The 26,098-nt window shown below is 49.6% G+C and carries 19 protein-coding genes; all 19 read right to left on the reverse strand.

Annotated features, from left to right (window positions below):
* Positions 1–205: 205 nt before the first annotated feature.
* The 19 genes from recO to addB all read right to left on the reverse strand — a co-directional run bounded on the left by recO (position 206) and on the right by addB (position 25,934).
* The gene (gene recO / locus BLS15_RS10510; protein ID WP_021256796.1) at positions 206–970 is read right to left on the reverse strand and encodes a DNA repair protein RecO; all 765 of its coding nucleotides are present in this window, start codon (positions 968–970) and stop codon (positions 206–208) included.
* Positions 971–1,006: 36 nt separating this feature from the next.
* Positions 1,007–1,147, reverse strand: a complete 141-nt coding sequence (locus tag BLS15_RS10515; RefSeq protein ID WP_081676194.1) for a YqzL family protein — start codon at positions 1,145–1,147, stop codon at positions 1,007–1,009.
* Between the two features lie 234 nt (positions 1,148–1,381).
* A complete protein-coding gene (gene era, locus BLS15_RS10520; protein WP_021256797.1) occupies positions 1,382–2,281 on the reverse strand; it encodes a GTPase Era in 900 nt (299 codons plus the stop codon).
* Positions 2,282–2,386: 105 nt separating this feature from the next.
* Positions 2,387–2,773 carry a diacylglycerol kinase family protein gene (locus BLS15_RS10525; RefSeq protein WP_021256798.1) on the reverse strand — a complete coding sequence of 129 codons (387 nt, stop codon included), beginning with the start codon at positions 2,771–2,773 and terminating at the stop codon, positions 2,387–2,389.
* Positions 2,773–3,273: an rRNA maturation RNase YbeY gene (gene ybeY, locus BLS15_RS10530; protein ID WP_021256799.1), complete on the reverse strand. Its 501-nt coding sequence runs from the start codon at positions 3,271–3,273 to the stop codon at positions 2,773–2,775. Before ybeY ends, BLS15_RS10525 begins: the two co-directional genes overlap by 1 nt.
* Before the next feature lie 57 nt (positions 3,274–3,330).
* The gene (locus BLS15_RS10535) at positions 3,331–5,601 is read right to left on the reverse strand and encodes an HD family phosphohydrolase (protein ID WP_051613965.1); all 2,271 of its coding nucleotides are present in this window, start codon (positions 5,599–5,601) and stop codon (positions 3,331–3,333) included.
* 15 nt (positions 5,602–5,616) lie between these two features.
* A complete protein-coding gene (locus tag BLS15_RS10540) occupies positions 5,617–6,585 on the reverse strand; it encodes a PhoH family protein (protein WP_021256801.1) in 969 nt (322 codons plus the stop codon).
* Positions 6,586–6,605: 20 nt separating this feature from the next.
* Positions 6,606–7,838 (reverse strand): sporulation protein YqfD, encoded by a 1,233-nt coding sequence (gene yqfD, locus BLS15_RS10545; protein WP_254777323.1) that lies wholly within the window; start codon positions 7,836–7,838, stop codon positions 6,606–6,608.
* Positions 7,835–8,128, reverse strand: coding sequence for a sporulation protein YqfC (gene yqfC, locus BLS15_RS10550; protein ID WP_021256803.1), 294 nt, complete (start codon positions 8,126–8,128; stop codon positions 7,835–7,837). Before yqfC ends, yqfD begins: the two co-directional genes overlap by 4 nt.
* A gap of 256 nt (positions 8,129–8,384) precedes the next feature.
* The gene (locus tag BLS15_RS10555) at positions 8,385–8,936 is read right to left on the reverse strand and encodes a hypothetical protein (RefSeq protein WP_028531290.1); all 552 of its coding nucleotides are present in this window, start codon (positions 8,934–8,936) and stop codon (positions 8,385–8,387) included.
* A 10-nt stretch (positions 8,937–8,946) separates the two neighbouring features.
* Positions 8,947–9,954 carry a flotillin-like protein FloA gene (floA, locus tag BLS15_RS10560; RefSeq protein ID WP_021256805.1) on the reverse strand — a complete coding sequence of 336 codons (1,008 nt, stop codon included), beginning with the start codon at positions 9,952–9,954 and terminating at the stop codon, positions 8,947–8,949.
* A 77-nt stretch (positions 9,955–10,031) separates the two neighbouring features.
* The gene (locus tag BLS15_RS29435) at positions 10,032–11,399 is read right to left on the reverse strand and encodes an NfeD family protein (protein ID WP_028531292.1); all 1,368 of its coding nucleotides are present in this window, start codon (positions 11,397–11,399) and stop codon (positions 10,032–10,034) included.
* Between the two features lie 233 nt (positions 11,400–11,632).
* Positions 11,633–12,076 (reverse strand): GatB/YqeY domain-containing protein, encoded by a 444-nt coding sequence (locus BLS15_RS10570; RefSeq protein WP_021256807.1) that lies wholly within the window; start codon positions 12,074–12,076, stop codon positions 11,633–11,635.
* 15 nt (positions 12,077–12,091) lie between these two features.
* Complete coding sequence (gene rpsU / locus BLS15_RS10575; RefSeq protein ID WP_005547957.1) at positions 12,092–12,265, reverse strand: 30S ribosomal protein S21; 174 nt, start codon at positions 12,263–12,265, stop codon at positions 12,092–12,094.
* 189 nt (positions 12,266–12,454) lie between these two features.
* Positions 12,455–12,796, reverse strand: a complete 342-nt coding sequence (locus BLS15_RS10580) for a histidine triad nucleotide-binding protein (protein WP_021256808.1) — start codon at positions 12,794–12,796, stop codon at positions 12,455–12,457.
* Between the two features lie 395 nt (positions 12,797–13,191).
* Positions 13,192–16,791: an AAA family ATPase gene (locus BLS15_RS10585; protein ID WP_090511360.1), complete on the reverse strand. Its 3,600-nt coding sequence runs from the start codon at positions 16,789–16,791 to the stop codon at positions 13,192–13,194.
* Complete coding sequence (locus BLS15_RS10590; protein WP_090511365.1) at positions 16,788–17,987, reverse strand: exonuclease SbcCD subunit D; 1,200 nt, start codon at positions 17,985–17,987, stop codon at positions 16,788–16,790. The genes BLS15_RS10585 and BLS15_RS10590 overlap by 4 nt, the downstream gene beginning before the upstream one ends.
* Positions 17,988–18,022: 35 nt before the next feature.
* Positions 18,023–22,354, reverse strand: a complete 4,332-nt coding sequence (locus tag BLS15_RS10595; protein ID WP_090511369.1) for a UvrD-helicase domain-containing protein — start codon at positions 22,352–22,354, stop codon at positions 18,023–18,025.
* The gene (gene addB, locus BLS15_RS10600; protein WP_021256812.1) at positions 22,332–25,934 is read right to left on the reverse strand and encodes a helicase-exonuclease AddAB subunit AddB; all 3,603 of its coding nucleotides are present in this window, start codon (positions 25,932–25,934) and stop codon (positions 22,332–22,334) included. The genes BLS15_RS10595 and addB overlap by 23 nt, the downstream gene beginning before the upstream one ends.
* Positions 25,935–26,098: the final 164 nt, after the last annotated feature.

Raw genomic sequence — 26,098 nt, forward strand, 5'->3', positions numbered from 1 at the left:
GAGTTATATTCCCGCGGTTCCACCCTACTTGATCGAAATAGTCCGATCCACTTTCACATGAGCCTTGCTCCAAAGTGCCATTTCATTCGTTCGTTCGTTCAGGCTTCCACTGCCCCTGAATCGCTGCATTCAAACGCTGCGAACTACTTTCTTCTTCAACACAAGGTATACCTCAATTTATTGATATATTATAGCGAAATGGATATTACTCGTCAAGCTGCGCCAGATCATATTTCTCCATCTGCTCAAGGAACTGCAATGATTTCAGACGTACCCCAACATGCGTATCCATGTAACCACGCATGCAAGCCCGAAGCTGCAGCTTAGTTGCAGGCTTCAATGTAATATTGCCCAGACGATGCAAGTCTGTCATCTCGAATTTTTGAAGCAATGCAAGCATTTGCAGATTGGCGACGTAATTCGCATGTTCCCTCGGCTTGCAGCTTGCACACAGCGCACCACCTAACCGCCAACTAAAAGCAGCAAGCCTCTCCTCTGTACCGCAAGCGACGCATGCATGCAGTTGAGGAGCTACGCCAGTTCGCTGCCACAATTTCATCTCGAAGAGATGGGTTGTCACCTGTACATCCTTGCCTTGGGCAATAGCTTGCAAGTAGGCATGGAATTGATCAAACATTGGCCCCCCAGCTTCTTCATCATGCAGTGCCTTATCCACTAATTCAGCCGCATAGGACGCATAGGCTGCCAGATGGAGCTGCTCACGAAGCTGATGATTCGCCTCTACTATCTCACAAGAATTAAGAGTACCAATATGCCCCATTCCACGAAAGAACACATACTCTCCATAAGTGAACAACTGAGTCGCCGCAGCATGTCGGCTGCGAACCTTTTTCGCGCCGCGAACAAGAACACCGACTTTGCCGTGAGATTTCGTACAAAGTGTGATGATCTTATTGCCTTCCCCATAGTCCATGCTGCGGATGACAATTCCTTCAACCCGATATAACACTCTCGTCCTCCCATGATTGACGCTGCATAATCATTATTAATCTGCAGATTGCTCCACGATTGGCGCAATCTCTGTTGGGTGCTCCTCAAGCTCTTCAGTCATTCCTGCCTGCTTATATAGCAAGTAAGCGTCGACATCCCCTGTCTTCGCAAATACATTCCATGAAAAATCACGCATTGCAACAATCCCCTTTCGTTAAGAGAACCTTAATCAATGACATGCTCCTATGATGCCCGCAAGCAACAATAGTGGCAGTTATAGTTGCTGTACCTGAAGCGGACGTTCGAGGCAATATCTTCGGATACAGACCAGTAAGACTATGCGTCATCATTTAGGTTGTGCTGCTTAGAAGGGAATATCCATTGCAAAAATTGGAGTGTATGGTTTAGACCAGCCTGTTCCTCGCTAGATTTACTCGTGTCTAAAACCAAGATCTCGCAAGACTCGATCCTGATTTCGCCAATCTTTTTTGACTTTCACCCATAGCTCCATGAATGTCTTGGAACCGAGCAAGTTTTCGATATCCTGTCTCGCCAACTTTCCAATTTCTTTCAACAAGGCACCCTGCTTGCCGATAACAATTCCTTTTTGTGAATCCCGTTCCACGAAAATAACTGCCGAGATATATACAACGCCATTCTCCTGCACACGCATATCCTCGATCGTTACCGCAATGGAATGAGGAATTTCTTCTCGCGTCAGGTGCAATATCTTCTCACGAATCAACTCTGCAACGACGAATTGCTCCGGATGATCCGTAATTTGATCATCTGGATAGTACTGCGGTCCTTCTGGCAAATAGCCTCCGAGCACATCCAGCAGCCGGTTGACGTTGCTTCCATTTATCGCCGAGATCGGCACAATCGCTGCGAAGTCGTGCAGCTCATTGTACTCTGTAATCATCGGCGGTAGAGCCTCTGGATGAACCTGATCGATTTTGTTCATGACGAGTATGACAGGAGTACGGACTTTTTTCAATTGTTCAATCACATATTTATCTCCGCCGCCAAGCCCAGCAGATACATCGACAAGGAAGAGAACAGCCTCTACCTCATTCAAGGTGTTCAATGCCACATTGTTCATATAATCGCCGAGTTTCGACTTTCTCTTGTGGATACCGGGAGTGTCCAAAAATACAATTTGCGAGTGATCCGTTGTATACACGCCATGAATTTTGTTGCGTGTCGTTTGCGGCTTATCTGACATAATGGCGATTTTCTGGCCGATCACATGGTTCATCAGTGTAGATTTGCCGACATTTGGGCGACCTACAATCGCGACGAAGCCCGATTTATACGTATTACGATTCATTTGATCTTGATTATGAAACATGAATTCCCCTCCAAAACTTCTCTGTATGTGCATACACGGCGCTCTGCCGTTCAATAACGACAATAGCGCCGTGTATGAATGTCTTCATCCGTGCATAACGCGCAGAATCGTACCAAGCAGCTTCATTCCCGGTTCGAAAAAGATAGCAACGCCAACTATAACGGCGAATACCGCCGTCACGAGCACGGCTCCTGCGGCGGTATCTTTGGCTACCTTCGCCAATGGATGCGGCTTCGGCATCACGAGATCGACGACAGATTCTACTGCGGTATTCAATAATTCAGCTGAGATTACGATGGTAATGGCGAGTCCTAGCCACAGCCAGTCCGAAGTCGATATTTGCAGTACAGCCCCTAATAGAAGTGCCAACACACTCATTGCTGTATGTACCCTCATATTGCGCTGCGTTCGTATTGCATAGGCTATTCCTGCGAAGGCAACACGAAAGGTATCGCTCCACGGACGCTTCATTAGCGGCGCAAACCTACCTTCTCCAGCACTGCTTCCTGCTTGTCCATCATAATTTGTTCACTTGGCTCATCCTGATGATCATATCCGAGCAAGTGCAGGAAGCCGTGAACAAACAAGAATCCAATTTCACGCTCCAAGGAGTGACCATATTCATCAGCCTGCTCCTTGGCGCGTTCTGTTGAGATGATGATATCGCCAAGCAGATCATTCATCTCATCCAATTCTTGCTCATCCTCAATTTCGTATAGAATGTCCAATTCCTCTTCAACAGATTCGTTCAAGGCAAAGGACAATACATCTGTCGGACGATCAATTCCTCGATATTCACGATTTAACTCATGAATTTGCTCATTATCAACGAACGTTAACGCGACCTCTCCCTCTTGAATGCCCTCCATCGCCGCAGCTTCCTGTAGGATACGCTCCAGCAGCTCAATTAGGGAAGGATCTATCGGGTAAATGTCTTGATCGTCATTCCATTCCAGCTTCATACTCGACATGTTCGTTGCTCCTTACTTGCAGTTTTAAGATGTACGTTCAACCGAATCAATCGCAGGCTACGACTTCGGAGCTTCCGCTGCAGCACCCGCGTCCTTATTCTTCAACTTCGAGTCATCCGGATACTCAATACGGGAGTGGAAGATTCCCATTACAGTCTCCTTCAGTGACTGAGCAACAATATCCAGCTCGCGCAGTGTCAGATCACATTCGTTGAACTGATTGTCGTCCATCCGATCCTTCACAATTTTATGAATCATCGATTCAATTTGCTCGACCGTCGGATGACGAAGTGAACGCACTGCAGCTTCCACACAATCCGCTATCCCTACAATAGCCGCTTCCTTCGATTGAGCTTTAGGCCCAGGATAACGGAAATCATCCTCAGTAAAGTCAGGCTCAATACCCTGTTCTTCCGCCTGCTTCTTCGCTTTGAAGTAGAAATACTTCAAGAAGGTTGTACCATGATGCTGCTCAGCAATATCCCGTATCGGCTTCGGCAGCTTGTAATCCTTCAGCATCTCAGCGCCGTCTCTGGCATGAGCAACGATAATGGACGTACTCAGCTTCGGATCGATTTGATCATGCGGGTTGTCCATATTCGTCTGATTCTCAATAAAGTAACTTGGACGCTTCGTTTTGCCGATATCATGATAGTAGGCACCTACTCGACACAGCAGTCCATTCGCACCAATCGATTCCGCAGCCTGTTCAGACAGGTTCCCTACCATCACGCTATGGTGATAGGTTCCCGGTGTTTCTGTCAGAAGTTTGCGCAGTAATGGATGGTTCGGATTGGACAATTCAACCAGCTTAAGTGCAGACAAAATGCCAAATGTAACTTCAAAAAACGGCATCAGTCCGAGTACAAGGACTGATGTGAGCAGTCCGCTGGCAAAAGCAAATGCAGCCGACAGCATCGTATGACTCTGATTCATTGGCTCTCCATATAGCATGGACAGCGTCAAAGCCGTTACACTGCCGAAGATACATACCATAATGCCTGCCTTCAAGATCGTGGAGCGTTGGCTTGCACGATGAATGGCGAATATCGCTGCGTAACTGGTCACGAGCGCAAAAAATCCAAAATGGAAATCAAACAACGTGCCTTGGTTGGTGTTCAAGATCATCCCCGCAAGGATACTCAGAACGACTGCACATATATACGCTAGCGGCAGATCGATGAGCAGGGTAATCAGCATAACCCCCATCGCAGTTGGTGCGACATACCCAATATAAGGGATTTCCTTCGTCTGCGCGTAGCCGATTATATGAATCGCAATAATATTGATTATGAAAATCAACACAAGCATCAGCAACTGCACGTTGTTGAACTTGAAATGAGTATGGCTTGATTGACGCATAAACATAAATAAGACGAGCGAGAACATCACCGACAGAAGCAACAAGCCAAATTGCGGCCAGTAGTTAACTTCTGATTTCAAAAGATCGTTCTCTTTTAGCAAATCATAAGTCTCTTGAGAGATAACCTGCCCTTTTTTAATAAAGATATCGCCCTGCTTAATGAAGATTGGCTGCGTATTCTCCCGCGCCTGAACCTTTGCATCCTTCGTTGCGTCATCATTGTAGAACTTGTTTGGCGTAATACAGAGGCGAACGAGCTCCTGCACCACCTCGCGAGCAGAGCGTTTATCCAGCGAGCTTGCATTGACGTATTCCGGCACCTTAGCTCGCGGCACAGAGGCATCTGGAACCGCGTCAGCCATCAGCTTAGACACTAGTTCCCGAGCAACAGGCTTCATTTGGGCGACGTCTTCTTTAGTCAAGCGTGCAATTTTCAGATACGTTTCTTCAGGGATATCGTATTTCTGCTCGTCAATGCGTTTACTTACTTCGTCAAGCAGTGTACTCGAATATGTATCCTTATTGCGGCTTGTCGTCAGAAATTCCCTAAGATACTTACTGACCTCATCAGGGATGACGGTGCGATATAAGCTGATCTTCTGTGCGTACGATATGAGCTCATCGTCATTTAACTGGTCGATACGCTCGAACAGAGAATCGATTAAGCGCTCATTTTTGAGCGAGATAATCTCATAAATGGGCTGCACGCGCTCGGCAGCCTGCTCTTGGGCTTTAAGCGTTGCCTTCTTATCTGGGATTTGAATCGGTGCGATAATATCCTTCTCACTCTTCGCATTGACTTCAATATCCAGCTTCTCCGGCAGAATGCTCGGCGCCAAACTGAAATAAAATAATAATGTTAATAAGAAAAACAGAAGAAAACGTACACCTACGCTATACTTCCATCCCGTCATATTGACTTGACGTTTGCTATTTCCGTTGCCGGAACGATTTGTCTGTAGCATAGAGAACAGTCCTCTCTATCCTTGGTTTTCGCTTTCCTTCTGGTAAGCTGTAATAATTTTCTGCACTAAGGAATGACGAACGACATCCTGCTCGGCAAAATGCACGAATCCGATCTCCTCAATCCCGTTCAAGATTCGCCCTGCTTCCACGAGACCTGATCTCTTACCGCGAGGCAAATCAATTTGGGTAATATCCCCGGTAATGACCATCTTCGATCCGAAGCCAAGTCGTGTCAGGAACATCTTCATTTGCTCAGGGGTCGTGTTCTGTGCCTCATCCAATATGATGAACGCATCATCCAGCGTCCGTCCCCGCATATAGGCGAGAGGCGCAATCTCAATCAATCCACGCTCAAGAGCCTTAGCAACCTGTTCCGTGCCCATCACGTCATACAGCGCATCATAGAGAGGGCGCAAATACGGATCTACCTTCTCTTGCAAATCTCCAGGCAAGAAACCAAGGTTCTCTCCGGCTTCTACTGCAGGCCGAGTCAGAACGATTCGCTTGACGGCTCCTTCCTTCAACGCAACGACGGCAAGTACAACGGCAAGATACGTTTTCCCTGTACCTGCAGGCCCTACACCGAATACGATGTCTCTCTTCTTAATCGTTGATACATAATGCCGCTGACCTATTGTCTTAACGCGGATCGGTTTGCCGCGGTATGTATGTGCGATTTCGCCCCTGAATAAATCAAGCAGCTCGTCAACCTTCCATTCCTGCGCTAAATCGACTGCATACATGATATCCCGTTCAGACAGGATAATATTGTTGCGAATCAGCTCGAGCAGAACGAGGAATAACTGCTCCAATTTTTCAGTTTCTTCCGCTTCCCCCGTAATGACAACCTCCGCCTCGCGCGATGTCACTAGTGCATCTGTACGGCTTTGAATCAAGCGCAGATGCTTATCTTGCGGCCCGAACAGGGCTAGTCCTTCAGCAGCATTTTGTAGTGAAATTTTAACAGTCTGTTGTTGCGACAAAAACCTCAGTCTCCTTGTATTCAGTGTCCTTGTTCATGTGGTTCTGATTCCGGTTGTGATTTCTGTTCAAACTGGCGAACAAGCGGAAGTTCTTCCGCTATTGATTGCTCCACTTCAAAAAGCACCTTCATGACCACTTTACCATTGTCCGTCTTCTGATGCAAAATTTTTTCCGAATGAATGCGGGCATTAGGTCCGTTCTTGCCGAGCACATCCGCCCTAGCTTGCTTCAGTCCTGCCTCTGCAGCTTGCGTCTCCGTTCGTTCCTCAGATGCGAACTGAACTTCCTTAATTTTCTCATTTGTCCAGCCAATAGGCAGCGACAACTGCCTCCATTTCAGCGTGTTGTCCTCCTGCAGCTGTTCATAATGAGCATAAGGAATATCTCCGAATCCAGAGACCATAAGCCTCCGGTTGCCTGTCACGATATATTTTCTCTCTTTCTCTTCCCCTGTGTATACTTTATGCTTCATGACGAGCGGCGAGGAAATCTCATATTGGTGCCAGACGAGCCCTCTTGCTTCTCCCCTGGCCGCCACATCCTTCGGTTCAGTTTCAGTTCCAACGGCCCCGGAAATAAGTACAGCGCCTTTTTTGACGCGGGCATTGCGGGCAACGACAGCTCGTCCATTCTCCGCGATAATATCAGTTACGATTGCATCCTCTGAAGCAACAATATGTCTTGGATTAACCAATTTCAATGAGTCGGGCTTCGTTGCTTCAATCACTTGAATTGATACCCTGGTCCCTTCCCAATTGACTCCCACCCATGATGCCTCTTTCAGCTTCGTGTGCATCGCCTTCGCAATTAGATCAGGGTCACGCAGACGGAATGTCCACTGAAAAGGATATATCCCCTGCTCTTTCGCAGCCGCAAGCACCTGCTCTGTTGATATACGATCATTGCCCTTCACATCAATGGACCATACCAGCGAGGAGAGCATGTACAATCCAAACATAAACATAGCGAAGCCAATCAAGAAGAACTTGCGGCGGAGAACTCGTCTCAACGCAAAAGGCCATCCTATCCGCTGCTCCACATGAACCCGACAGCCTGTCTGCTTCAAAATGGGCCTCAGGTTAAAATATTCAGACAGCAGTACATAGCACTGGAAGTCTTGGAACGAAATCCGCTGCACATCCCACACTTGGATTTGTTTGGAGACGACAGCATTAATAAAAGACTCCGCATTCCCTCCTCGAATGCGAACCCGAACATAGCCGCGAGCATTGGCCAACGTAGGTGCCTTCACTTCATTTCCCCCGTTCCATTGTATGTGATATTGCGTATGATTCCTTCAATACGTATCTCTTCCGTCCATATCGCCCGAATAACAAGCTCTGATCCGGATATCTCTAGTTCTCCATTGGTTAGCGCCAACCGAACCAGCTCGTTCGAAAAATGCACAATCCCGCGGTGGTTCTCAACGATAAGATGCCGATTTCCAATCATGGCTAACCGGGGCGTATCCGATAATGTATCCTGCGGCAGATCCAGCCAATTCGCTGTCCAGTTGCTTAATTTGCGGCCAAAGCGACTCATTTTGCGACGGGCCCCCTTCCTATTCGTTACAATTTATGCGCAGAATGACGCGATTATAACGATTGCAGCGACCCTTCACGCGAGATCCTCGAGGAATATTCCATGTTAATGATTGTCTGTGGAACTGCAGAAATAAAAAAAAGCCCCACTATGCAGGCTTAGCACGTATTGTACTAACCCTGTATGTGGAACTTCTCTCTTCGCCTACAGTTGTTCCTGAACGGAACAGCAAGGACTTGTATTAATACTTATAGATTCAGCGGCGATGCTGATAGGGACGCTTGGCACGCGGTGGTCCGAGCACCTCCGCCCAAATGACTCCCTGCATCACTTCATCAGGTGTAACTGCACGGCTTGAAGAACCCTGCACCTGTTCGGGTGAAGCAACTGATGAAGTATGGCGCTTAGAGGCTCTGGAAGCTGATCCGGACGAGATAGAGCTCGCCATTCGGTCAATTGCAGCCAGACGCTGCTCTAGCTCCGTAAGACGCGCCTCATCCGAGTCAATGGAATCATACGAGTTACCCGGACTTGAAGCCATCCCTGCTGGCGCTGGACGTTCAGCGCTGGTCGTAAACACAGGCTGACGTTCTGGCTTGCGTTCTACCTCCTCATATTCCTCCTCGCCTGCATCTTCATACCTCTTGTCATCGCTGCTTTTTGCAGCCCCTCCACTAAAATCAGGCATCCGGTTGGTTTTGTCCTTTTTCTTCGAGCCGCCCAGTGAAGAAAAAAGAGCTCCCAAAATAATAATCGCTATTAACGGATTGCTTGTGACGAAATGAATAATCTTCTCAATGATCACCATGGCTCATCGCCTAGCTTTCTGATTTGTTGTCGTGATTATTGTTGGGATTGTTGTCGGATACCTTGCCGATTGTACCGCGCATTTGCGTATCGGCTTCAATGTTTTTCAAATTCATATAATCCATAACACCCAATTTGCCGCCGCGAAGCGCTTCAGCCATAGCAAGGGGCACTTGAGATTCCGACTCAACAACAAGTGCACGCATTTCAACGACGCGTGCCTTCATCTCTTGCTCATGTGCGACTGCCATTGCACGGCGTTCTTCTGCTTTTGCTTGCGCAATGCGCTTATCCGCCTCAGCTTGCTCAGTTTGCAAATGTGCACCGATGTTCTTACCTACATCGACGTCTGCAATATCAATAGACAAGATTTCAAAGGCCGTTCCTGCATCCAAACCTTTGCCGAGTACAGTACGAGAGATAAGATCTGGATTCTCCAGGACGTCTTTATGGGATGCGCTGGAACCTACAGTTGTAACGATACCTTCGCCAACACGCGCGATAATCGTTTCTTCCCCAGCACCACCGACGAGGCGTTCAATGTTCGCACGTACGGTAACACGCGCGCGAACCTTAACTTCAATACCGTCCTTCGCCATAGCGGCAACGATAGGCGTTTCAATAACACGCGGGTTAACACTCATTTGCACCGCCTGCAATACATCGCGTCCCGCGAGGTCGATTGCTGCTGCGCGTTCGAATTCAAGATGAATATTCGCACGTTGTGCAGCGATTAACGCATTAACAACACGGTCGACATTACCGCCAGCCAAGTAGTGACTCTCTAATTGGTTAATATTCAGTCCAAGACCAGCCTTAGTTGCCTTAATCATTGGGTTAACGATACGGCTTGGCGTTACACGGCGCAGACGCATTGCAACGAGTGAGATAATCCCGATCTTGACCCCGGATGCAATAGCCGAGATCCAGAGCATTACTGGGAAGAAGCTAAAGAATACACTTAGTGCAATAACAATAACAACCCCTATTAACAGCGCAGTTACCAAAGATGGATCCATATTCGATCATCCTCCAATATTTTGTTATATGTGTGAAGCAAGGGTTAGAACCTATAGTCAAAAATAACATAAAGGGGTCAATCTTTGGTCAACGATCGTACGACAATCCGTACGCCCTCCACCTCAACAACCTCAACCTCTTCGTCACGGCTTATAAAACCGCCATCTGTGACGACATCATATTTGATATCCCCAATCAGAGCCGTTCCCGATGGACGCAATGTTGTCAATGCACGCCCTGTCTTCCCGAGCAGCTCTGTATGATTTATATTCGACACGTAACCTTCATCTGTCGTCAAGGAATCACGGAGAATGAACTTATTCCAAATACCGCGGTGCTTGAAAACACGAACGACGATGATAACCACAACCAGAGCAGCTGCGAAGGCAATGCCAAGCGACATCAGCGCATCTGCAGTATCATTAGCAGCTCGCACGACACCCGTAATCAAGCTTAACGATCCTAGTATGCCCAATATGCCGAAGCTCGGGATGAACAACTCCAGTGCTAGCAGTATTAGCCCAATGATGAATAGAACGATGGTCTCCACCCCCGCTAGTCCTGCAATGTAGTGACCGAAGAAATACAAACCAAATCCAGCAATCCCCAGTATTCCTGGGACACCGAAGCCTGGTACGAACAGTTCGATTGCAACACCTGCGATTCCAAGGAACAGGAGCAATGTCGCAATCCCTGGATGAACAACAAAGGCTGCAATTTGTTCTGAGGTAGAAGGCTCAATCTGAACAAGATTTGCTTGATCCAGCTTCAACTGTTTCAACAGATCTGCCGTATTGGAAGCTACATATTCCGCATAGCCAGCTTTACGCGCATCCTCCGAGCTCAATGACAACACCTCACCCGATGGTATTGTCCGTCCCAGCTCCTTAATTTCGTAAGCGCCTTGCAAATCAGCCATTGCTTGTGCAACGAGCGGATCTCTGCCATTTTTTTGTGCAACGGCTTTCATTTTGCTAACCCACATGGCAACCAGCTTTGGATCATTTACATAATTGTGAGCTCCATCAACCAAGGCTGCCGATCCGATTGCACTGCCTGGAGTCATTGCGATCTCATTGGCGCTCAGTGCAAGATAACTGCCTGCCGATGCTGCATTGCCCTCTACGAACATAATCGTACGTACAGGACTGGAGATAATTCTCTGGCTGATATTGCCCGCAGATCCCAATTCTCCACCCGGTGTGTCCATCTCGATAATAATTGCTTCAGGACTTAGCTGTTCTGCCTCATCAAGTGCACGGAACAGGAAGGATTCCATAACTGGATTCACCGTTCCCTTCAGTGGAAGGACAATCACATTGTGTGCCGAACTGCCTTCCGCTTTCACTTGAGCGCTTACAAATGGGATGCAGGAGAACAGGATCATGATCGCTGTCAAAACTAAGGTGGCTAATCCTAGTGGTTTCCCTCGAAAATACCGCATGGTGGATGACTACCCCCTTTCTTATTCTGTTGTAGACAAATGCGATACGTGCTATTCAAAAAGCTTGCTGACAATTGTGGCATGACTCACATTGTGAAAACAGCCCTTTTGAACACATATAATAATACGTCCTGATCATGCCTTGCGTTTCATCTTTAGATATATAGAAAAAAACACTCCTTATGAATAAGGAGTGTTTTTTATCGTTTCGTCAATAGACGTAAAGAGATCGTTTATTGCAGACATTGTTGCACGACAGAATTGACTAACTTGCCGTCTGCGCGCCCCTTCACCTTTGGCATGAGGGCACCCATTACTTTCCCCATGTCGGCTTTCGAAGAAGCACCGGTCTCTTGGATGGTCTCTTGTACAATCACTTTTATCTCTTCTTCGGAAAGCTGAGCAGGAAGATAAGGCGTCAAGATATCAATTTCCGCCCGAACCCCATCTGCCAAATCGCCTCGACCTGCTTTTTCGAACTCGTGGAGGGCATCTTTCCGCTGTTTGATCTCACGACCTAGAATTTCAAGCACTTCATCGTCATTCAAAGTTCTTCTTTCATCTATCTCAACATTCTTGATCGCCGAACGAACCATTCGGATGGTGGAGAGTTTGAACTTGTCTTGACTTTTCATCGCTTGCTTCATATCTTCGTTCAATCTTTGGCTAAGATCCATTGGTGCGTAATCCTCCTAAAACTTTCTCTTGCGGGCAGCCTCGGACTTCTTCTTGCGCTTAACGCTTGGCTTCTCATAGTGCTTGCGCTTTTTAACTTCAGCCAATACGCCATCCTTCGCGATGGAGCGCTTAAAGCGACGAAGTGCAGCATCGATTGTCTCGTTTTTGCGAACTTTCGTTTCAGACACCAGTTATCCCTCCCTCCGAACAGACCGTCCAAGAACAAAAACACGGTTCATCAAATTACATTATATGTGATTGTAAAACTAGGTGTCAACCATGTGAACAGATTATAACGACATTTCATGGTTGGAAATGTTTGCACAGCGGCATTTTCCTGCATGTTTATCTACCACTATATGGCTATAATACGCGATTTATCCAACCAATGCTCCCAGCTGTTCGCCGCCAAGCAAATGATAATGGATATGGAATACCACTTGTCCACTATCCTTGCCGCAGTTGTTAATCAAGCGGTATCCCGATTCTGCAATGCCTAGCTCACGTGCAATTTGCTGAGCAGCGCGATGAATGTCTCCAATCAGGGCGAAATCCTCGCCTTCAGCATCGTTCATTGTTGCAATATGTTTCTTCGGAATCACGAGAATATGTACTGGAGCTTGGGGAGTAATATCGTGAAAGGCTACTACCGTATCATCCTCATACACTTTTTTCGAAGGAATGGAGCCTTCGACAATTTTACAAAAAATACAATCCATCTCTTTTCATTCCTCCCTTAATATGTATTCGCTCTGAGCCTGAATTCAGGCTGTATGTCTCTTAATTTGGCGTACCCTTATCATAGCAAAAAAAAGAAGCCTGTCCAAGTGATCTATAAAAAGCAATAGCGTTTGTATGCGCACATACCGTACTATGAGGTTGGAATTTATCAAAAAAAGGACAAAAAAAAGAGCACCTCGTACCCCGCAATTGCGGGCAGCGCGTCAGCGCTGTGAGCGTACTGTTGCTGCAAGCATCGCGACTCTGATTATTGATCACGACTGTTTGCAGACACAATACGATCACCGAGGTGCAAATAGGAAAATTATTGATGTCGGCTGTCTGTATTATAACAGCCTGTTGAAACTGTTACTGTGAGCTAGTTCACAACTATCTAATTCGTTTCCATTACGATTCGTGACCCTTCTCCTGCTTGTTCTGCCGGTATGACAGCCAGCTTTCTCGCCAAGCGAGCACGCAGCTCCGGAACATGGCTGATTACCCCAACTGACAAGCGATCCGAATGCAGTTTCTCCAGTGCGGTAACAACCGTATCAAGAAGCTCAGGATCGAGTGTCCCGAATCCTTCATCAAGGAAGAAGAACTCGAGAGGGTACTTGCCTCGTAATTGAATCTGAGAGGACAGTGCAAGAGCCAGTGCAAGCGAAGTCAAGAAGGTCTCTCCTCCCGATAGTGTAGATACCGGTCTGCGGATACCTCCATTGCCATCATCGCGGATGACGAAGCCCCCGCCAGAATCCACTTCCAGCGCATAGCGCTGCTTCGTTAATACCTTCAATCGGTCTGACGCAGCGCGGCTAACCTGCATAAGCTGTTCTTCCGCAATAAATTCAACGAAGGCGTTACCACGGAATACAGCCTGCAGCTGGTGCAATCGGCCCGCATATTCTTCGGTGCGCGAGCGTGCTTCCTCAAGTTCTGTCCAGCGTGCATGCTTACTACGTAACTGCTCCGCGTCCCGCTCTGCCTTTGCTTTCCGAGCAAGGGCTTCCTCTGCCGCTGCTTCGGCCGCCACTTTCTTCTCGCTGCAAGCGTTCCACTGCTCATCCGTAACCACTGAAGAACCTATTCGCTCTTGCAATCGATTTAGCTGCGAACTGACATCCCGAACTGAATCGTGATAAGCGAGCAGCGTTTGCTCTAATTGTGAGGTGAGTTCTTCTGTCATCCGAGCGGCATGCACATCTGAAATTTCTGTAAAGGAAGACTTCGACAGCAGATCTTGAAGTCGTTGACCGCTCACTTCTACCTGCTCGGCCAGACTCGTCAAGGCTTGCGCAGCAAGAGCCGCCTGACGGCCTGCAGCTTCGCTTGCAGCCCGTAACCTTTCAGCCTCGTCCGCTGTTCGCTTAACTCGTTCACGAAGCTCTGCTAGACGAGCTGATGTAGCTGCTGCAAGCTCCTCTATGGATTGCTTCTGCAACCATGGCTTCAACCGAGTCTCGTAATCCCCTAGTAGACGGGCAACACCATTACACTCCGCTTGCGCATTGACACGCTCAACCTCAGCAGCTTGACGCTCTCTCGTGTATTGAAGAATTCGTTCTTTCATTTCCTCTATATAAACTGCACTCTTCTCCAGTCGTTCCCGGCAATCGCTCACGACTGCTTCTCTTGCAGTCCATTCCTGCTGCAAAGACGGCATCTGCGCGAATTCCCATTGGAACGCTTTGTAACGAAGATTCCATTCCTCATGCTGCTTGGCCAGAGCCTCTTCTGCTTCCTTCCATGCACGATTGGCGTCACGCAACGCCACAAATGAAGATTGGTAGCTAGACGACAATTGCTGCAGCTCCCATTGCTTGCCTGCAGCATCCTTCAGCAGTTGCTCCATAAGGCCTTCCATTGCACGAGCATTCTGGATGAATGACTGCACGTCTTGCTGTAGAGCTGTCAACTGATTCTCTACTGCAGCCAAATCCAATTCTTCAACATCTTTGTACGTATGTGATCCTGCTTGCTCAGATGCTGCTCCTTCGCCGGCTTGCAGCGGCGATTCATCTTCCAACAGCATGTCCTTGTTATCTAAACCGAACGATTGCGCGGCAGCAAGCTCGGTCATAGAGTCTCTCCACGAAGGATGTTCGCCTCTCAGTTGGTCTTCTTCAGCCACTGCTGACAACTGATCGCGTATCAATTGCGACGCTCGCTCGGACACTTCCTGCAGACGCTGCATCCAGGTCGAGAACTGTTCACGACTACGAGCTGCTTCAGCGTCCACATCCAGAAGCAATCGACTCGATATGTTCTTCAGTTGCTCCCATTGCCGCCATCGCTCGTCTCCATTTGTAGAGTTGACCTTAGCACTCGCATGTACATGGGCGGGGGCTGGATGTTCCTTCGATCCGCATACCGGACAGGACTCATTATTTACCAATGACAATGCTAACTGGACAGCCATTTGCTCCGCTGTTTCCTTCCACTGCTTCTGGCGCTCATCATCCATTGCCGATTCGACCTGTACAAAGAGATGGGTCACTTGCTCGCGAAGCCGTCTCCAGCATGTTCTTGAATGAAGCCCCTCTTCCAGTTTATGTCGAATCGTCCCAGCTGCGGACAACAGCTCTTCAAGCTTATCATTAAGCTTGCGATTGACAGTCTCTGTCTGTGTTTCATGCTTCATTCGATGATTATTCAACTCATTGGAGCGTCCTTCCATGAACGTGATCTTATCATAGTAAGAGATCGCCTGATGGAAGTGTTCCTGCTCCTCGGCAGTCTTGACATGTGCCACAAGCGTCGTTCGAAGCTCCTCTTGACGTGCCGCCGCCTTCTTAAGCAGCTGCTCTGATCGTTCAATATCAGACGCTGCAGAGTCATAGCGTGCATGGGCACTCTCCAAGCGGAGCTTCCATTCGCCCTCCTCCTTGCGTAGACGCTCGCATTCCTGCTGCAGGCGAACTGCCTCTTGAAGCTGCTCACTCCGACGGAGCAATTCCGGCTCTTCACGCTCTTGAACGTGCTTCGCCTCCTCGGCAGCAGTCACAGCCTTCTGTGCATCCGATGCAGCGATACCCGCTTGTTCTTCACGAGATGCATGCTCTGCCACAGCCATGTTCCGCTTTACAATCAACTGCTCCGCTTCCAAGGCAATAGGTGCAATCCGCTCTGCCTCTCTCGCACGATTCAGCTTCGTTTCCTCTTCAGCGCGCTTCGGCGCCTCATTCTGCAGCTCAGACATTCTTCTCGATATTCGTGCATGCTCCTGTTGAAGCTCACGCTGCTCAGCCATAGCGTGATACTCCTGCTCAGCAGCCTGCTTGGACGCCTTGGCCAGTTCTGCCTGTTTCGCCGCTTCTGTAAATGCCTGTTCTGCACTCGCCAGCGCTTCCTGCGAGGCATCACCCAATCCCTGCTGTTCAGCCGAGTAAGCCATCAGTTCGGCTTCAGCATCCTTGGCACGACGAGATATACGAGCAGACAGCTCATCTCCATATTTCTCAAGCGAGAAGAGACGCTGAAGCATTTGACGTCTATCGCTGCCCTTAAGCGACAAGAACTCTGCGAACTTGCCTTGAGGAAGAACGACCGCTCTTGTGAAGTCATCCATTTTCAATCCAATGTGCTGTTCAACACAGCGAGTTACCTCAGCCAGCTTGTCAGCTAAGACGACCTCGCCTTCAGGCGTAATCTCAACAAACCGACTGACCGAGTTGCTTACTGTAATATCGCCCGTCCGCTTGAACCTGCGCTCTACGCGGAACGCCCTACGCTCCCCAGCACCGTTCAATTCAAATGTAAACGCAACAGACAATTGATTTTCCGCCTGATTCAATATGCCCTGCGTGCCATTCGTAGCTCGCTCTACCTTCCCATACAGTGCGAGCGTCATCGCATCCAAGATCGTAGACTTGCCGCTTCCTGTCGGGCCAAATATACCGAATAAACCTGTCTCGCACAGTGTTCGGAAGTCGAGGCACTGCTCTTCTCGATAGCTTTGCAATCCTGCCAGCTTCAACTCGATTGGCTTCATGCGCCTTCACCTTCCTTCTCCAGCCCATCTTCTCCGATCAATTCCAAGAAGCAGTCCACTAATGCATCGTCAGGCTTAGCTCCTCCAGTCTGACGCTCATAGAACCGCCGGAACAGTTCATGTACCGGTAGTTCACTACGGCGTCCTTCTTCAGCCGCAATTCGTTCAATCTCTGGATAAATGGGACGAATATTGACGATACCTTCATGATTTCGACGCAGCTTCTGAATCTGCTCTAACGTCAGTGCTTCTGTAAGATGAATGCAGACATCCAGCCAAGCACCAGCATCCTTGCCCTCCTCAATCCAGCGAAGCGTCTCTTCATACCCACCGCGAACATTCCATTTCATGAGCGGCTTGCCGGAAGATAGGAATCGCTCCTGAGGAACAGCCTCCTGACCCGGTGCCAAATCCAGCAGAGTGACCGACTTCGCCTGACCCGCCTCTGAGAAGCTGTAGCCGAGCGGCGATCCACTGTAGCGAATAACCCCCGGCCCCTTCACTGCCTGTGGCCGATGTAAATGGCCAAGTGCACTATACTGCGGTGCAGCAGGAGCTCCCATACAAGCGAACACGCTTGGATCAACAGTATAAGCTCCACCCACCTGAATTGGGCGCTCAGAATCACTCTCCAGTCCGCCAAGAACGTACAAATGACTCATAATCAAATTAACGGTAGAAGGTCGAAAATGCATGGCCTGATGAAGCAGTAGCTTCCCTACCTTCGCGCTGTATGCACTGCGCAGCTCATGTTCTTCATTGGAGGCTGTAAGCAGCTCTCCTAATCGCGCCTCAGATGGATAAGGCAGCCCTGCAATAACTGCATCTTCCCCCGTTCTCGCACAATGAAGGGTCACTGGCTCCAGACTAGGCTGCCCGATTAGCGTCACGCCAAGCTCATGCACGAGTGGCGCTGATGCCGATAAGCGATCTGGGTGGTCATGATTCCCGGAAATAATTACGACCGGGCGCTTGCCCTGCTGCGACAATCTGGCAGCAGCCTCATAGAACAGCTGCTCTGCCGCTGCCGGGGGGTTAACCGAATCATATACATCCCCTGCGATCAGGATCAGGTCTGCCTGCTCTTCATCCGCCAGCTGTATGAACTCTTCGACGAAAGCAGCCTGTTCGTTTAGACGGCTCCTGCCTTCCAGCGTCCGCCCAAAGTGCCAATCCGCTGTATGCAAAATACGCATGGTTGTCTCTCCTTTCTTCCTGCGATTGTAATAGACTATAGTTCACACGCTTGCTTAGTATCGAAAAAGTACAGCACCTTACGGTCGACTGGACGATGCCAAATCTGTTCGATTGCACGTGCGTATAAATTCAACTGGAAACGATAATGCTCCGTTAGTGCCTCTAGGCCGCCTCGATGTGCAAGCACCCTATCTGTCTTATAATCGAGCAGCACGAGCTGCCCTTCCCATTCGAACAGGCAGTCTATGACCCCTTGAACAAGTACCGTCTCCTGATCTAGCAAGCCAGATGTGTCTCGTGCCGCGAAGGTCGAAGTTGCCACAAACCGCTCCATCGACGATTTCCCCGACCGATCGTTGTCCAGCGTTGGTTGTTCGCTAGAAACTGGCTCAGCTACCGGCACATCTTCATGAGCAGGGGGCTCCTGAGCGAGATTGCTATTCCCGGAGCTGAGATGCAGCTGTCTCGTCAATTCGATCGTATAAGCTTCAGCAGCTGTCAGACCATAGCTGAACGGAAGCTCTCGCTTCACCCATGTTGCCTGCAGCAGTTGACGGCCAACCTCACTCTCGAAAAAGCCAGCTACCGCAGCTTGATCAATCGCTTCCGCCTGCTTGTCCGTCATATATTGATGCTGTACCAAATAGAGCAGGGTATTGTGAACAGTATCTATCGTCACATCCGAATGCAAAGGCATATGCTGCATAAATAAATGATATAACGTCCCCCGTTCCGTTGGCGTCACCTTGCTAGCCTCCATAAATTTAGGACGGCGCAGATGCAGCGTGAAGCCTTCTTCACTCCTGGGAGAAGATGTAGCGGAGCCATTTCCCCCTGATGTCTCCAAGGAGTGGCCATTGTCCATAGTTGTTTCATTCCCAGCCATCGCTCTATCGACCGGCTCATGCTCGTCGGTACGAGGCTCTGAAATCCATTGGTCGGCTGGCCATTCATCCGACGCCGACATCCGTTTCATTTCCGTGACTGAAGTCTTCGCTGGTAGTAAAGTTGCAATCCGATTCGGATCCCGCCAGCGAAGCCGCTCATCCAGCGCAGCTTGCCAATCGCTTGACGGCATGTTCTCCTGCACTTCCAACCGCTCCAATGCCTCAAGCACCTGCGCCTTATCCTCATCCAGTTCCACTCCGCCGAGTGCTGTACCAGATGCAAGAACCGCGGCGGACATAATTGACAGTCTCCACTCCGAGCGATCGTCATGCAGGCACTCCCCGTTCCGATTCGGAAGCCCCGCGAATCGGCGCCATTCCGACGCGGACATATGTCGAATAACAGATGGCCCGATCCAATCCATGTAGGAACGTGCCCGTGCCACCATATAATCAGGCAGCAGCAAGGACTCTACATCGAGTGCTTCTCCCCACTCCCGAATCGACTTCTCTGGATCATTGACAGTACCGATTAGAATCATCTTCTCCTTCGGTCTTGTCAAGGCGACGTACAGCACCCGCATCTCCTCAGCAAGCAGTTCCAGTTTCATTTGTCTGCGAATTGCTAAGTTCGGAAGTGTCGGGTAAGAAACTCGGAGCTCTTCATCTACGAACTTCGGCCCAAATCCGAGCCGCTTGTGCATCAAGAATGGCGAGTTCAAGTCTTGCTGATTGAATCGCTTCGACAGTCCTGCAACAAAAACAACTGGAAACTCCAGCCCTTTACTCTTATGAATCGTCATAATGCGAACTACATCTTCTTGTTCCCCTAACGCACGAGCAGTTCCCAAGTCTCCTCCTGTATCGCGCATGCGGTCAATAAAGCGTAAGAACCGGAACAGACCACGAATGGAAGAGGATTCGTATTGACGCGCCCGATCATATAGCGCTCGCAGATTGGCCTGCCGCTGCATACCTCCTGGCAAGCCGCCTACCCATTCGTAATAACCCGTCTCCCGGTACAGCCGCCATATGAGTTGCGATAGACTTCCTTGACGTGCCGCCGACCGCCAATGCTCCAGCTTGTACAGAAAGCGATTCAGTTTATCCTGCAAGCCAGTGTCGCTTGAGACCTCCTCAGCTTTTTGTTCTCCCGCTTCATTTTGCATCATTTTACACACAGCATCATAGAAAGAAATCTCCTTTCCCTGCAGTCGAACTTGTGCCAGCTCTTCAGCCGTAAGTCCGACAATCGGAGAGCGGAGAACCGCCGCCAATGGAATATCCTGCTGCGGATTATCAATAACGCGAAGCAAAGAGAGTACAACTTCTACCTCCGTAGCCTGAAAATAGCCCGTATTGAACTCGGCGTAAGCAGGAATGCCTTCCAATCTCAGCTCTTCTACCATGAGTGGTGCCCATGCTTGCGTCGCCCGAAGTAAAATTACAATATCCCGATACGTCGCTGGACGCATTCGCTTCAAATGCTTATCGTACACGAGGAACGGCTCTGTTCCTTCATCCCCGAGCAGCCTGCGGATTCTTGCCGCAATTGCCCGCGCCTCAAGGCGTGCTGTTTCCATCTCAGCAGGATCAAGCGCTTCGACAGCCGCAGCTTCCACATCTGAATCAATATCCTCATTTTCATCGGAGGCCAGCTCAGCATCAGAACTTGTACTAGCCTTCTCGATGAGCACAAGCTCGGTTGCATAGTTTTGGCGTTCTGCAAGCTGCTCCATATTCGGCTCGCGCTGAGCAGCACGCAATTCATCGCTGATTTGTTCCAAGGTTGGATAAGTCGCCCCGCAAACGAGCTCAGCAGCTTCATCATATTTCAGCTCAGCTACTCGGTCATTCATGATCTGGCGGAACAGCATATTGACCGCATCTACTACACCCTGTCGGCTGCGGAAATTGCGTGCCAAATCAATGCGTATCCCCTTCTGCTCGGAGCTATCTGAAGAATAAGATTCATATTTGCTCAAGAACAGACCTGGTTCGGCAAGGCGGAAGCGGTAAATACTCTGCTTAACGTCCCCTACCATGAAGCGGTTGCCAGCGCCGGAACGCGTAATCAGATTCACAATCGCTTCTTGAACCATGTTCGTGTCCTGATATTCATCGAGCAGGATCTCAACGTATTGTTCTTCATACTGTCTAGCTGCTTCCGAAGGAATCGTATGCGTTGATGTCGAGTCTGGATGGCGCAATATTCGAAGGCAATAATGCTCCAAGTCCGAAAAATCCAGCCATCCCTTCTTGCGCTTTGCTTCCTCAAAGCGTTCACCGAATTCAATGACAACATCAGCCAGCGTATGCATGATTGGGGCTATCACGTTCAGTTCCTGTAGAAATTGCTCTGGTGTTCTGCGGAACAATTCGTCCCGCAGCTGCTGCAGCCTCGCTTTTGCTTGGTCGCGAAGACGCTTCACCTGCTCCTGCAGTGATTTATCGTACTTATCTCCCCGGCAAGCAGCCAAACGGCCGAACGCCAATAAGTCAAATGAGGAGAAAAGCCTCTCCCATGATTCATGTTCAGCGGCCTCAGCCAATGCAGCAGCACCTGACAATTCCTGAATTAGTGCCTCCCGATAGGGCTCAGGGCCTCCAGGAGCGTCCAATAATCGATACGCCTGCCGCAGCAGTTCTACAATTCCATTCAAGGTCAGGCGTGCATCCTGCATAACACTTGTCGTCCAAGGTGACTTGCCCAGTTCTTCCACCGATTGCACCTCGAACGAAGCGGACATCTCCTTCATCCATTCATCCGGCCATGGATGACTGCGCGAGAAGTCGAACAACTGCTGCACTAAGCGGAATGCGGCTTCATCGCTGCGTTCCCCGCTGAACCAATCAACCATTCGCTTGAATTCCGAGTGACCGTCCGCATAGCGCTGTTCAAACAATTCCTCCAATACGTCCTGCCGCAGCAGCTCTGTCTCCGTGTCATTTGCTATGCGAAAGGCCGGATCGAGCTGCACCGATTGGAAATGGCGCTGAATAACCTCCAGACAGAAGGAATGCAGTGTCGTGATAGAAGCGCGATTCAATAGCGCCAGTTGACGGCGCAGATGCTCAGAATCAGGCTTCGCCTCCAATTCCCGCTCCAAGGCAAGCCGAATACGCTCTCTCATCTCGGATGCAGCCGCCTTTGTAAAGGTGGCAACAAGCAGCTGGTCGACATGGACGGGTTGTTCTTCATCACTAATCGTCCGAATAATACGCTCCACGAGAACCGCTGTCTTCCCTGATCCAGCAGCAGCTGCGACAAGCACATTTTGTCCCCCGTCAACGACAGCACGCCATTGTTCATCTGTCCAGGTGCTTCCTTCCGGCTTATCTGGCAGCACCCTTACTGTAGGCGATGCCTCTACAGCATCCGAACGAGACTGTGTCCAATTCAGCAGATCGAACTCCAGCTCCTGCTGCCGCTTGCCGCCGAGCGCTTCGTCCCCATTATGATTCTCGTTCTGATTCATTGTCCGCTGCTCCTCCTTCCATCTTCATCCACACTTCGTCCTTCGTCATCCGCGGCAATACATGATAGTCGTTGCCTTCGGTCAACTCATCGAATTGACAGACTGGCTTATAACTGCAAAAATCACATGCCTTCTTCGTCCCAAGGCGATAAGGGTCTATCCGAACATCACCATCTGTAATCCGGGTTCCGATATCTTGGATCACATGGCGAGCCGTTCCCCGCAGCATATCCCATTGCTCCGTAGTCGCAACAGATGCATTGCTGTAGAACGACCCATCCGCCTTCACCGCAACCGGGAGAATGTCTGAATACCCTTTTTCAAGCGGCTCATCCATCAAGGACACAACTTCGCGATCCGCCAGGACGAGTCCACGCATTTTATATTTCTTCATCATTTGCTCATAAGCTTGCTCCACACTCATTCCATTCGCCGCCTGCAACAAAGGATTGTGAACATGGAAATAGAGTGTGCCAGCAGGCAATGCCGACGAGCCGAGCCACAGTTCCGCATACGTAATCAATACATCCAAATAAGTGAGCATTTGCAGCGACAGACCGTAATACACTTCCTGCAGCTTCAAATCTGTCGAACTCGATTTATAGTCAATGACGCGAAGCAGCACGCCGTGGTCACTGTCCGCCTTGTCCACCCGGTCAATCCTTCCGATGATCTCCATCGTACATCCATTGCTTAGAGTAAATCGAAGCGGCGGCAGCGGCTTGTCCGGACCAAAATCCATTTCCAGTCCAATTGGCTCAAACTGACCTCTGCGAGCATGCTCTCCAAGCACGGAAGCAGCACGGCCAACGATTCGCTTCAGCTTGAGCGAGATATGCTCATAACGCTTCGAGCTAAGAAGAATCTCCCCTTGCAATTTTGGGGCAAGCATATCCACGATACGATCTGCTTCTGCTCGACATTCATCCGCCGACAGCGCTGCCCAAGTTCGATTCGAGCTCTGCAAATCTATGGCAAAGCGGCTGAGCGCTGCATGGAACAACTGCCCGATGTCTGGAGCCTCCAATCGATATACCCGACGTTCCTTCAGCTTCAAGCCATGGGAGGCGAAGTGCGAGAACGGACAGGCTACGAAGCGCTCCATGCGAGACACACTGGTTCGCAAGGCAGTACCGTACAAGTGACGGCTTGTGGTCGGAGTAAGTGTCTCTGCTTGATTCCGATACAATAGCGAGCCCATCAGCACCTTCAGCCGATCATGCCATGCTGGCTGCGCGGCGAACCAGCGGTATACATCCCACCATATATTCGCCATTGGTCTTCCTTGGCGCCACTGTCGCAGCTGAACAATCAGGTGTTTCAGCGCAGATTCCGGATAGACAGCGAATTCCGATTGCTCCTCCTCAATCATGAATTCATTCGGCTCAGCCATGACGAGCCGCTCTTGTACACGTGGGAACATGCCGCGTACATGCCGAACCACCTCGGACGGCAGCAATGTCTTCCCTTCTTCATCAGCGAGTGCGTAGCTAATCCACAGACTGTCGCTAGGCGTCGCGAAGGACTGATAAATTAAGAACCGCTCGTCCAGAAGCTTGCGGCGGACGCCAGGCGCGAGCTCCATGCCTATCTGCTGCAGAGTGTCCCGTTCATGCTCCGTAAGCACGCCATCCTCAATCGGACGAGCTGGTATAACGCCATCGTTCACGCCAAGCATATATAAGTGCTTAATTTGGCCGGGTCTTGTCCGATCCATCGAAGCAATGAGCACTTGATCCAGCGCTGGCGGAACAAGCGCCATCTTGATGCTCTCAAATCCGGTATCCAGCATGCCGCCGAACAATTCAATGCTCATCTTCTCTTCGCCGACCATCTCTACCATTTGATCCAGTATATCTAAGAGAGCCCCCCATATTTGCCGATGTTCCCGTGATAGTTGAACCTCTCCGTCAAGCAAAGCATCTTGGCTCATGCGCTCCAGCTTATGAGGCACACCAAGCGCCATCCAGAACGCATACATAGCCTCGCACATGCCGCGAACGTTCGAGCTCGCCTTCATTGCGCGTGCAAGCTCAGCAATCGGATCGGCAATGATGCTGCGGCATTGCTCCACCCACTCTGGAGCATGTCTTGGCCGTTCAACAGCCTCAGCTTCTTCAGCTGTGCCCTCCGCTGCTCCATCTGCATGATCAGGATCAAGCGACATTTCCGGCATTGCAGGCCATGGACGCTTGCTTGTCCACCTGCCCCCTTCGATGCCGCATGCAAGCACATAGTTCTCCAACTTGTCAAAGTGCTCTCTTGTAATCGAACCATCTTCGGACAGCAAAAAATCGGTTTTGACAAACCGAAATACTGCGTCGTATTTCCAATTGCCTATTATGATATCAAGCACCGCTCGCGTCATCTCAACAAATGGATGATGCAGGACTGATTTCTTCTGATCCGTAAAATAGGGAATCCCCGCCTCGGTGAATACCGTATCAATCAGCTCACCATAATGTGCAATGTTCCGCACCATTACCGCCATGTCCCGCCAGCGTACCTGCTCATTGCGCACACGCCGCAGCATTTCCCCAGCAACCGCTTCAACCTCGGCGCGGCGATGTACTGCCGCCTGCACCGTAACCTCTCGATTCGTATCGTGATCGGACGCATGGCTATCCTTGCTCTTCACATTAACTTCCGGCTCACGATAGGGCACTTTGCGTTCAAAATGCCGCTCTAGATGAGCAAGCTTCGGGGAAGTTGCATAACGCGGAAGTGGTTCTTCGTTCGAGTCAAGATGCGTTATACTCCCGATGTCCACGCCAAGCGTATCGGCCATCTCTAACAGCTTCAGCATGGTAGTAGCCGTCGGATGGAACAAATTCAGCTCATGCGGAACTTCGCCAAGCGCGTACGCCTTATCCAAACACAGCGTCACACTTACATTCGGCGCATGGAGAATGAGCGAAGCGAGAACCGCATATTCTTGTGGGGTAAATCCGTGAAACCCGTCAATCCAAATATCAGCGCTCTTCACGTACTCCGATGCTGCAACACCCTCGGACAACCGAGCAAGCACGTCTTCCCCATCCAAGTAACGACCAGCCAATTCCGATTCAAACTCATGCAGGATGCTGGAAATGTCGCGAAGCTTCGCGGATAACAGCGGTTGTCCTGTCATGTGAGCGTCCAAAAAAGCAAGATGCTCCTCAACTTCACTGGACTCTACTCGATACCGCTTCATCTCATCAAAGAGATCGTTAAGCTTCTCGATAAATCCGAATTGTTCTGCTGCACCCGCAAATAAAGGCAAATCTGACTTGCGGCGCTGCAAAATCTTGTAGAGCAGCATCTTCTTGCCCTCTTCATTGATCGCTGTTAGTGCAGTGCCGCCAGCCTCTTGCATGACGCGATACGCAAGTCGCCGGAAGCTTAGTACTTGCGCTCTCAATATGCCAGCGATTCCATCCTCACGAATGAGAGCATGCTCTGCCTGAAAGGTTGCCTGTTCGGGGACTATCCATATAATCGGTGCCCCGTCCGCTTGGCTGCGAAGCTCATCTCGTACGCTTCTTAACACATGCTCCGTCTTGCCACTGCCGGAACGACCGATGACAAAATGCAACGGCAAAGTGATCCCTCCATTTCCCTAAATGCGATTCATGGCATCTACTTGCCACGATATGATACACTATGATCAAACCAATAATTGGTATATAATTTCGGTTACACCCGATTCTAGCATTAGGTTTCATTATATCATATTTCAAACTAGCGATAGAACACATGTTTGGA

Origin of the sequence: Paenibacillus sp. cl6col (genome assembly GCF_900102125.1) — a bacterium.
Taxonomy (GTDB): domain Bacteria; phylum Bacillota; class Bacilli; order Paenibacillales; family Paenibacillaceae; genus Paenibacillus_B; species Paenibacillus_B suaedae.

Bases quoted from the DNA above. Each gene is read 5' to 3' on its own strand.
- floA (WP_021256805.1), bottom strand. From the start codon at position 9,954: ATGGATCCATCTTTGGTAACTGCGCTGTTAATAGGGGTTGTTATTGTT.
- BLS15_RS10570 (WP_021256807.1), bottom strand. From the start codon at position 12,076: ATGGATCTTAGCCAAAGATTGAACGAAGATATGAAGCAAGCGATGAAA.
- BLS15_RS10515 (WP_081676194.1), bottom strand. From the start codon at position 1,147: ATGCGTGATTTTTCATGGAATGTATTTGCGAAGACAGGGGATGTCGAC.
- BLS15_RS10580 (WP_021256808.1), bottom strand. From the start codon at position 12,796: ATGGATTGTATTTTTTGTAAAATTGTCGAAGGCTCCATTCCTTCGAAA.
- BLS15_RS10585 (WP_090511360.1), bottom strand. From the start codon at position 16,791: ATGAAGCCAATCGAGTTGAAGCTGGCAGGATTGCAAAGCTATCGAGAA.
- BLS15_RS29435 (WP_028531292.1), bottom strand. From the start codon at position 11,399: ATGCGGTATTTTCGAGGGAAACCACTAGGATTAGCCACCTTAGTTTTG.
- yqfC (WP_021256803.1), bottom strand. From the start codon at position 8,128: ATGAGTCGCTTTGGCCGCAAATTAAGCAACTGGACAGCGAATTGGCTG.
- BLS15_RS10595 (WP_090511369.1), bottom strand. From the start codon at position 22,354: ATGAATCAGAACGAGAATCATAATGGGGACGAAGCGCTCGGCGGCAAG.
- ybeY (WP_021256799.1), bottom strand. From the start codon at position 3,273: ATGTCGAGTATGAAGCTGGAATGGAATGACGATCAAGACATTTACCCG.
- BLS15_RS10590 (WP_090511365.1), bottom strand. From the start codon at position 17,987: ATGCGTATTTTGCATACAGCGGATTGGCACTTTGGGCGGACGCTGGAA.
- BLS15_RS10525 (WP_021256798.1), bottom strand. From the start codon at position 2,773: ATGAAGCGTCCGTGGAGCGATACCTTTCGTGTTGCCTTCGCAGGAATA.
- BLS15_RS10535 (WP_051613965.1), bottom strand. From the start codon at position 5,601: ATGCTACAGACAAATCGTTCCGGCAACGGAAATAGCAAACGTCAAGTC.
- BLS15_RS10555 (WP_028531290.1), bottom strand. From the start codon at position 8,936: ATGGTGATCATTGAGAAGATTATTCATTTCGTCACAAGCAATCCGTTA.
- era (WP_021256797.1), bottom strand. From the start codon at position 2,281: ATGAATCGTAATACGTATAAATCGGGCTTCGTCGCGATTGTAGGTCGC.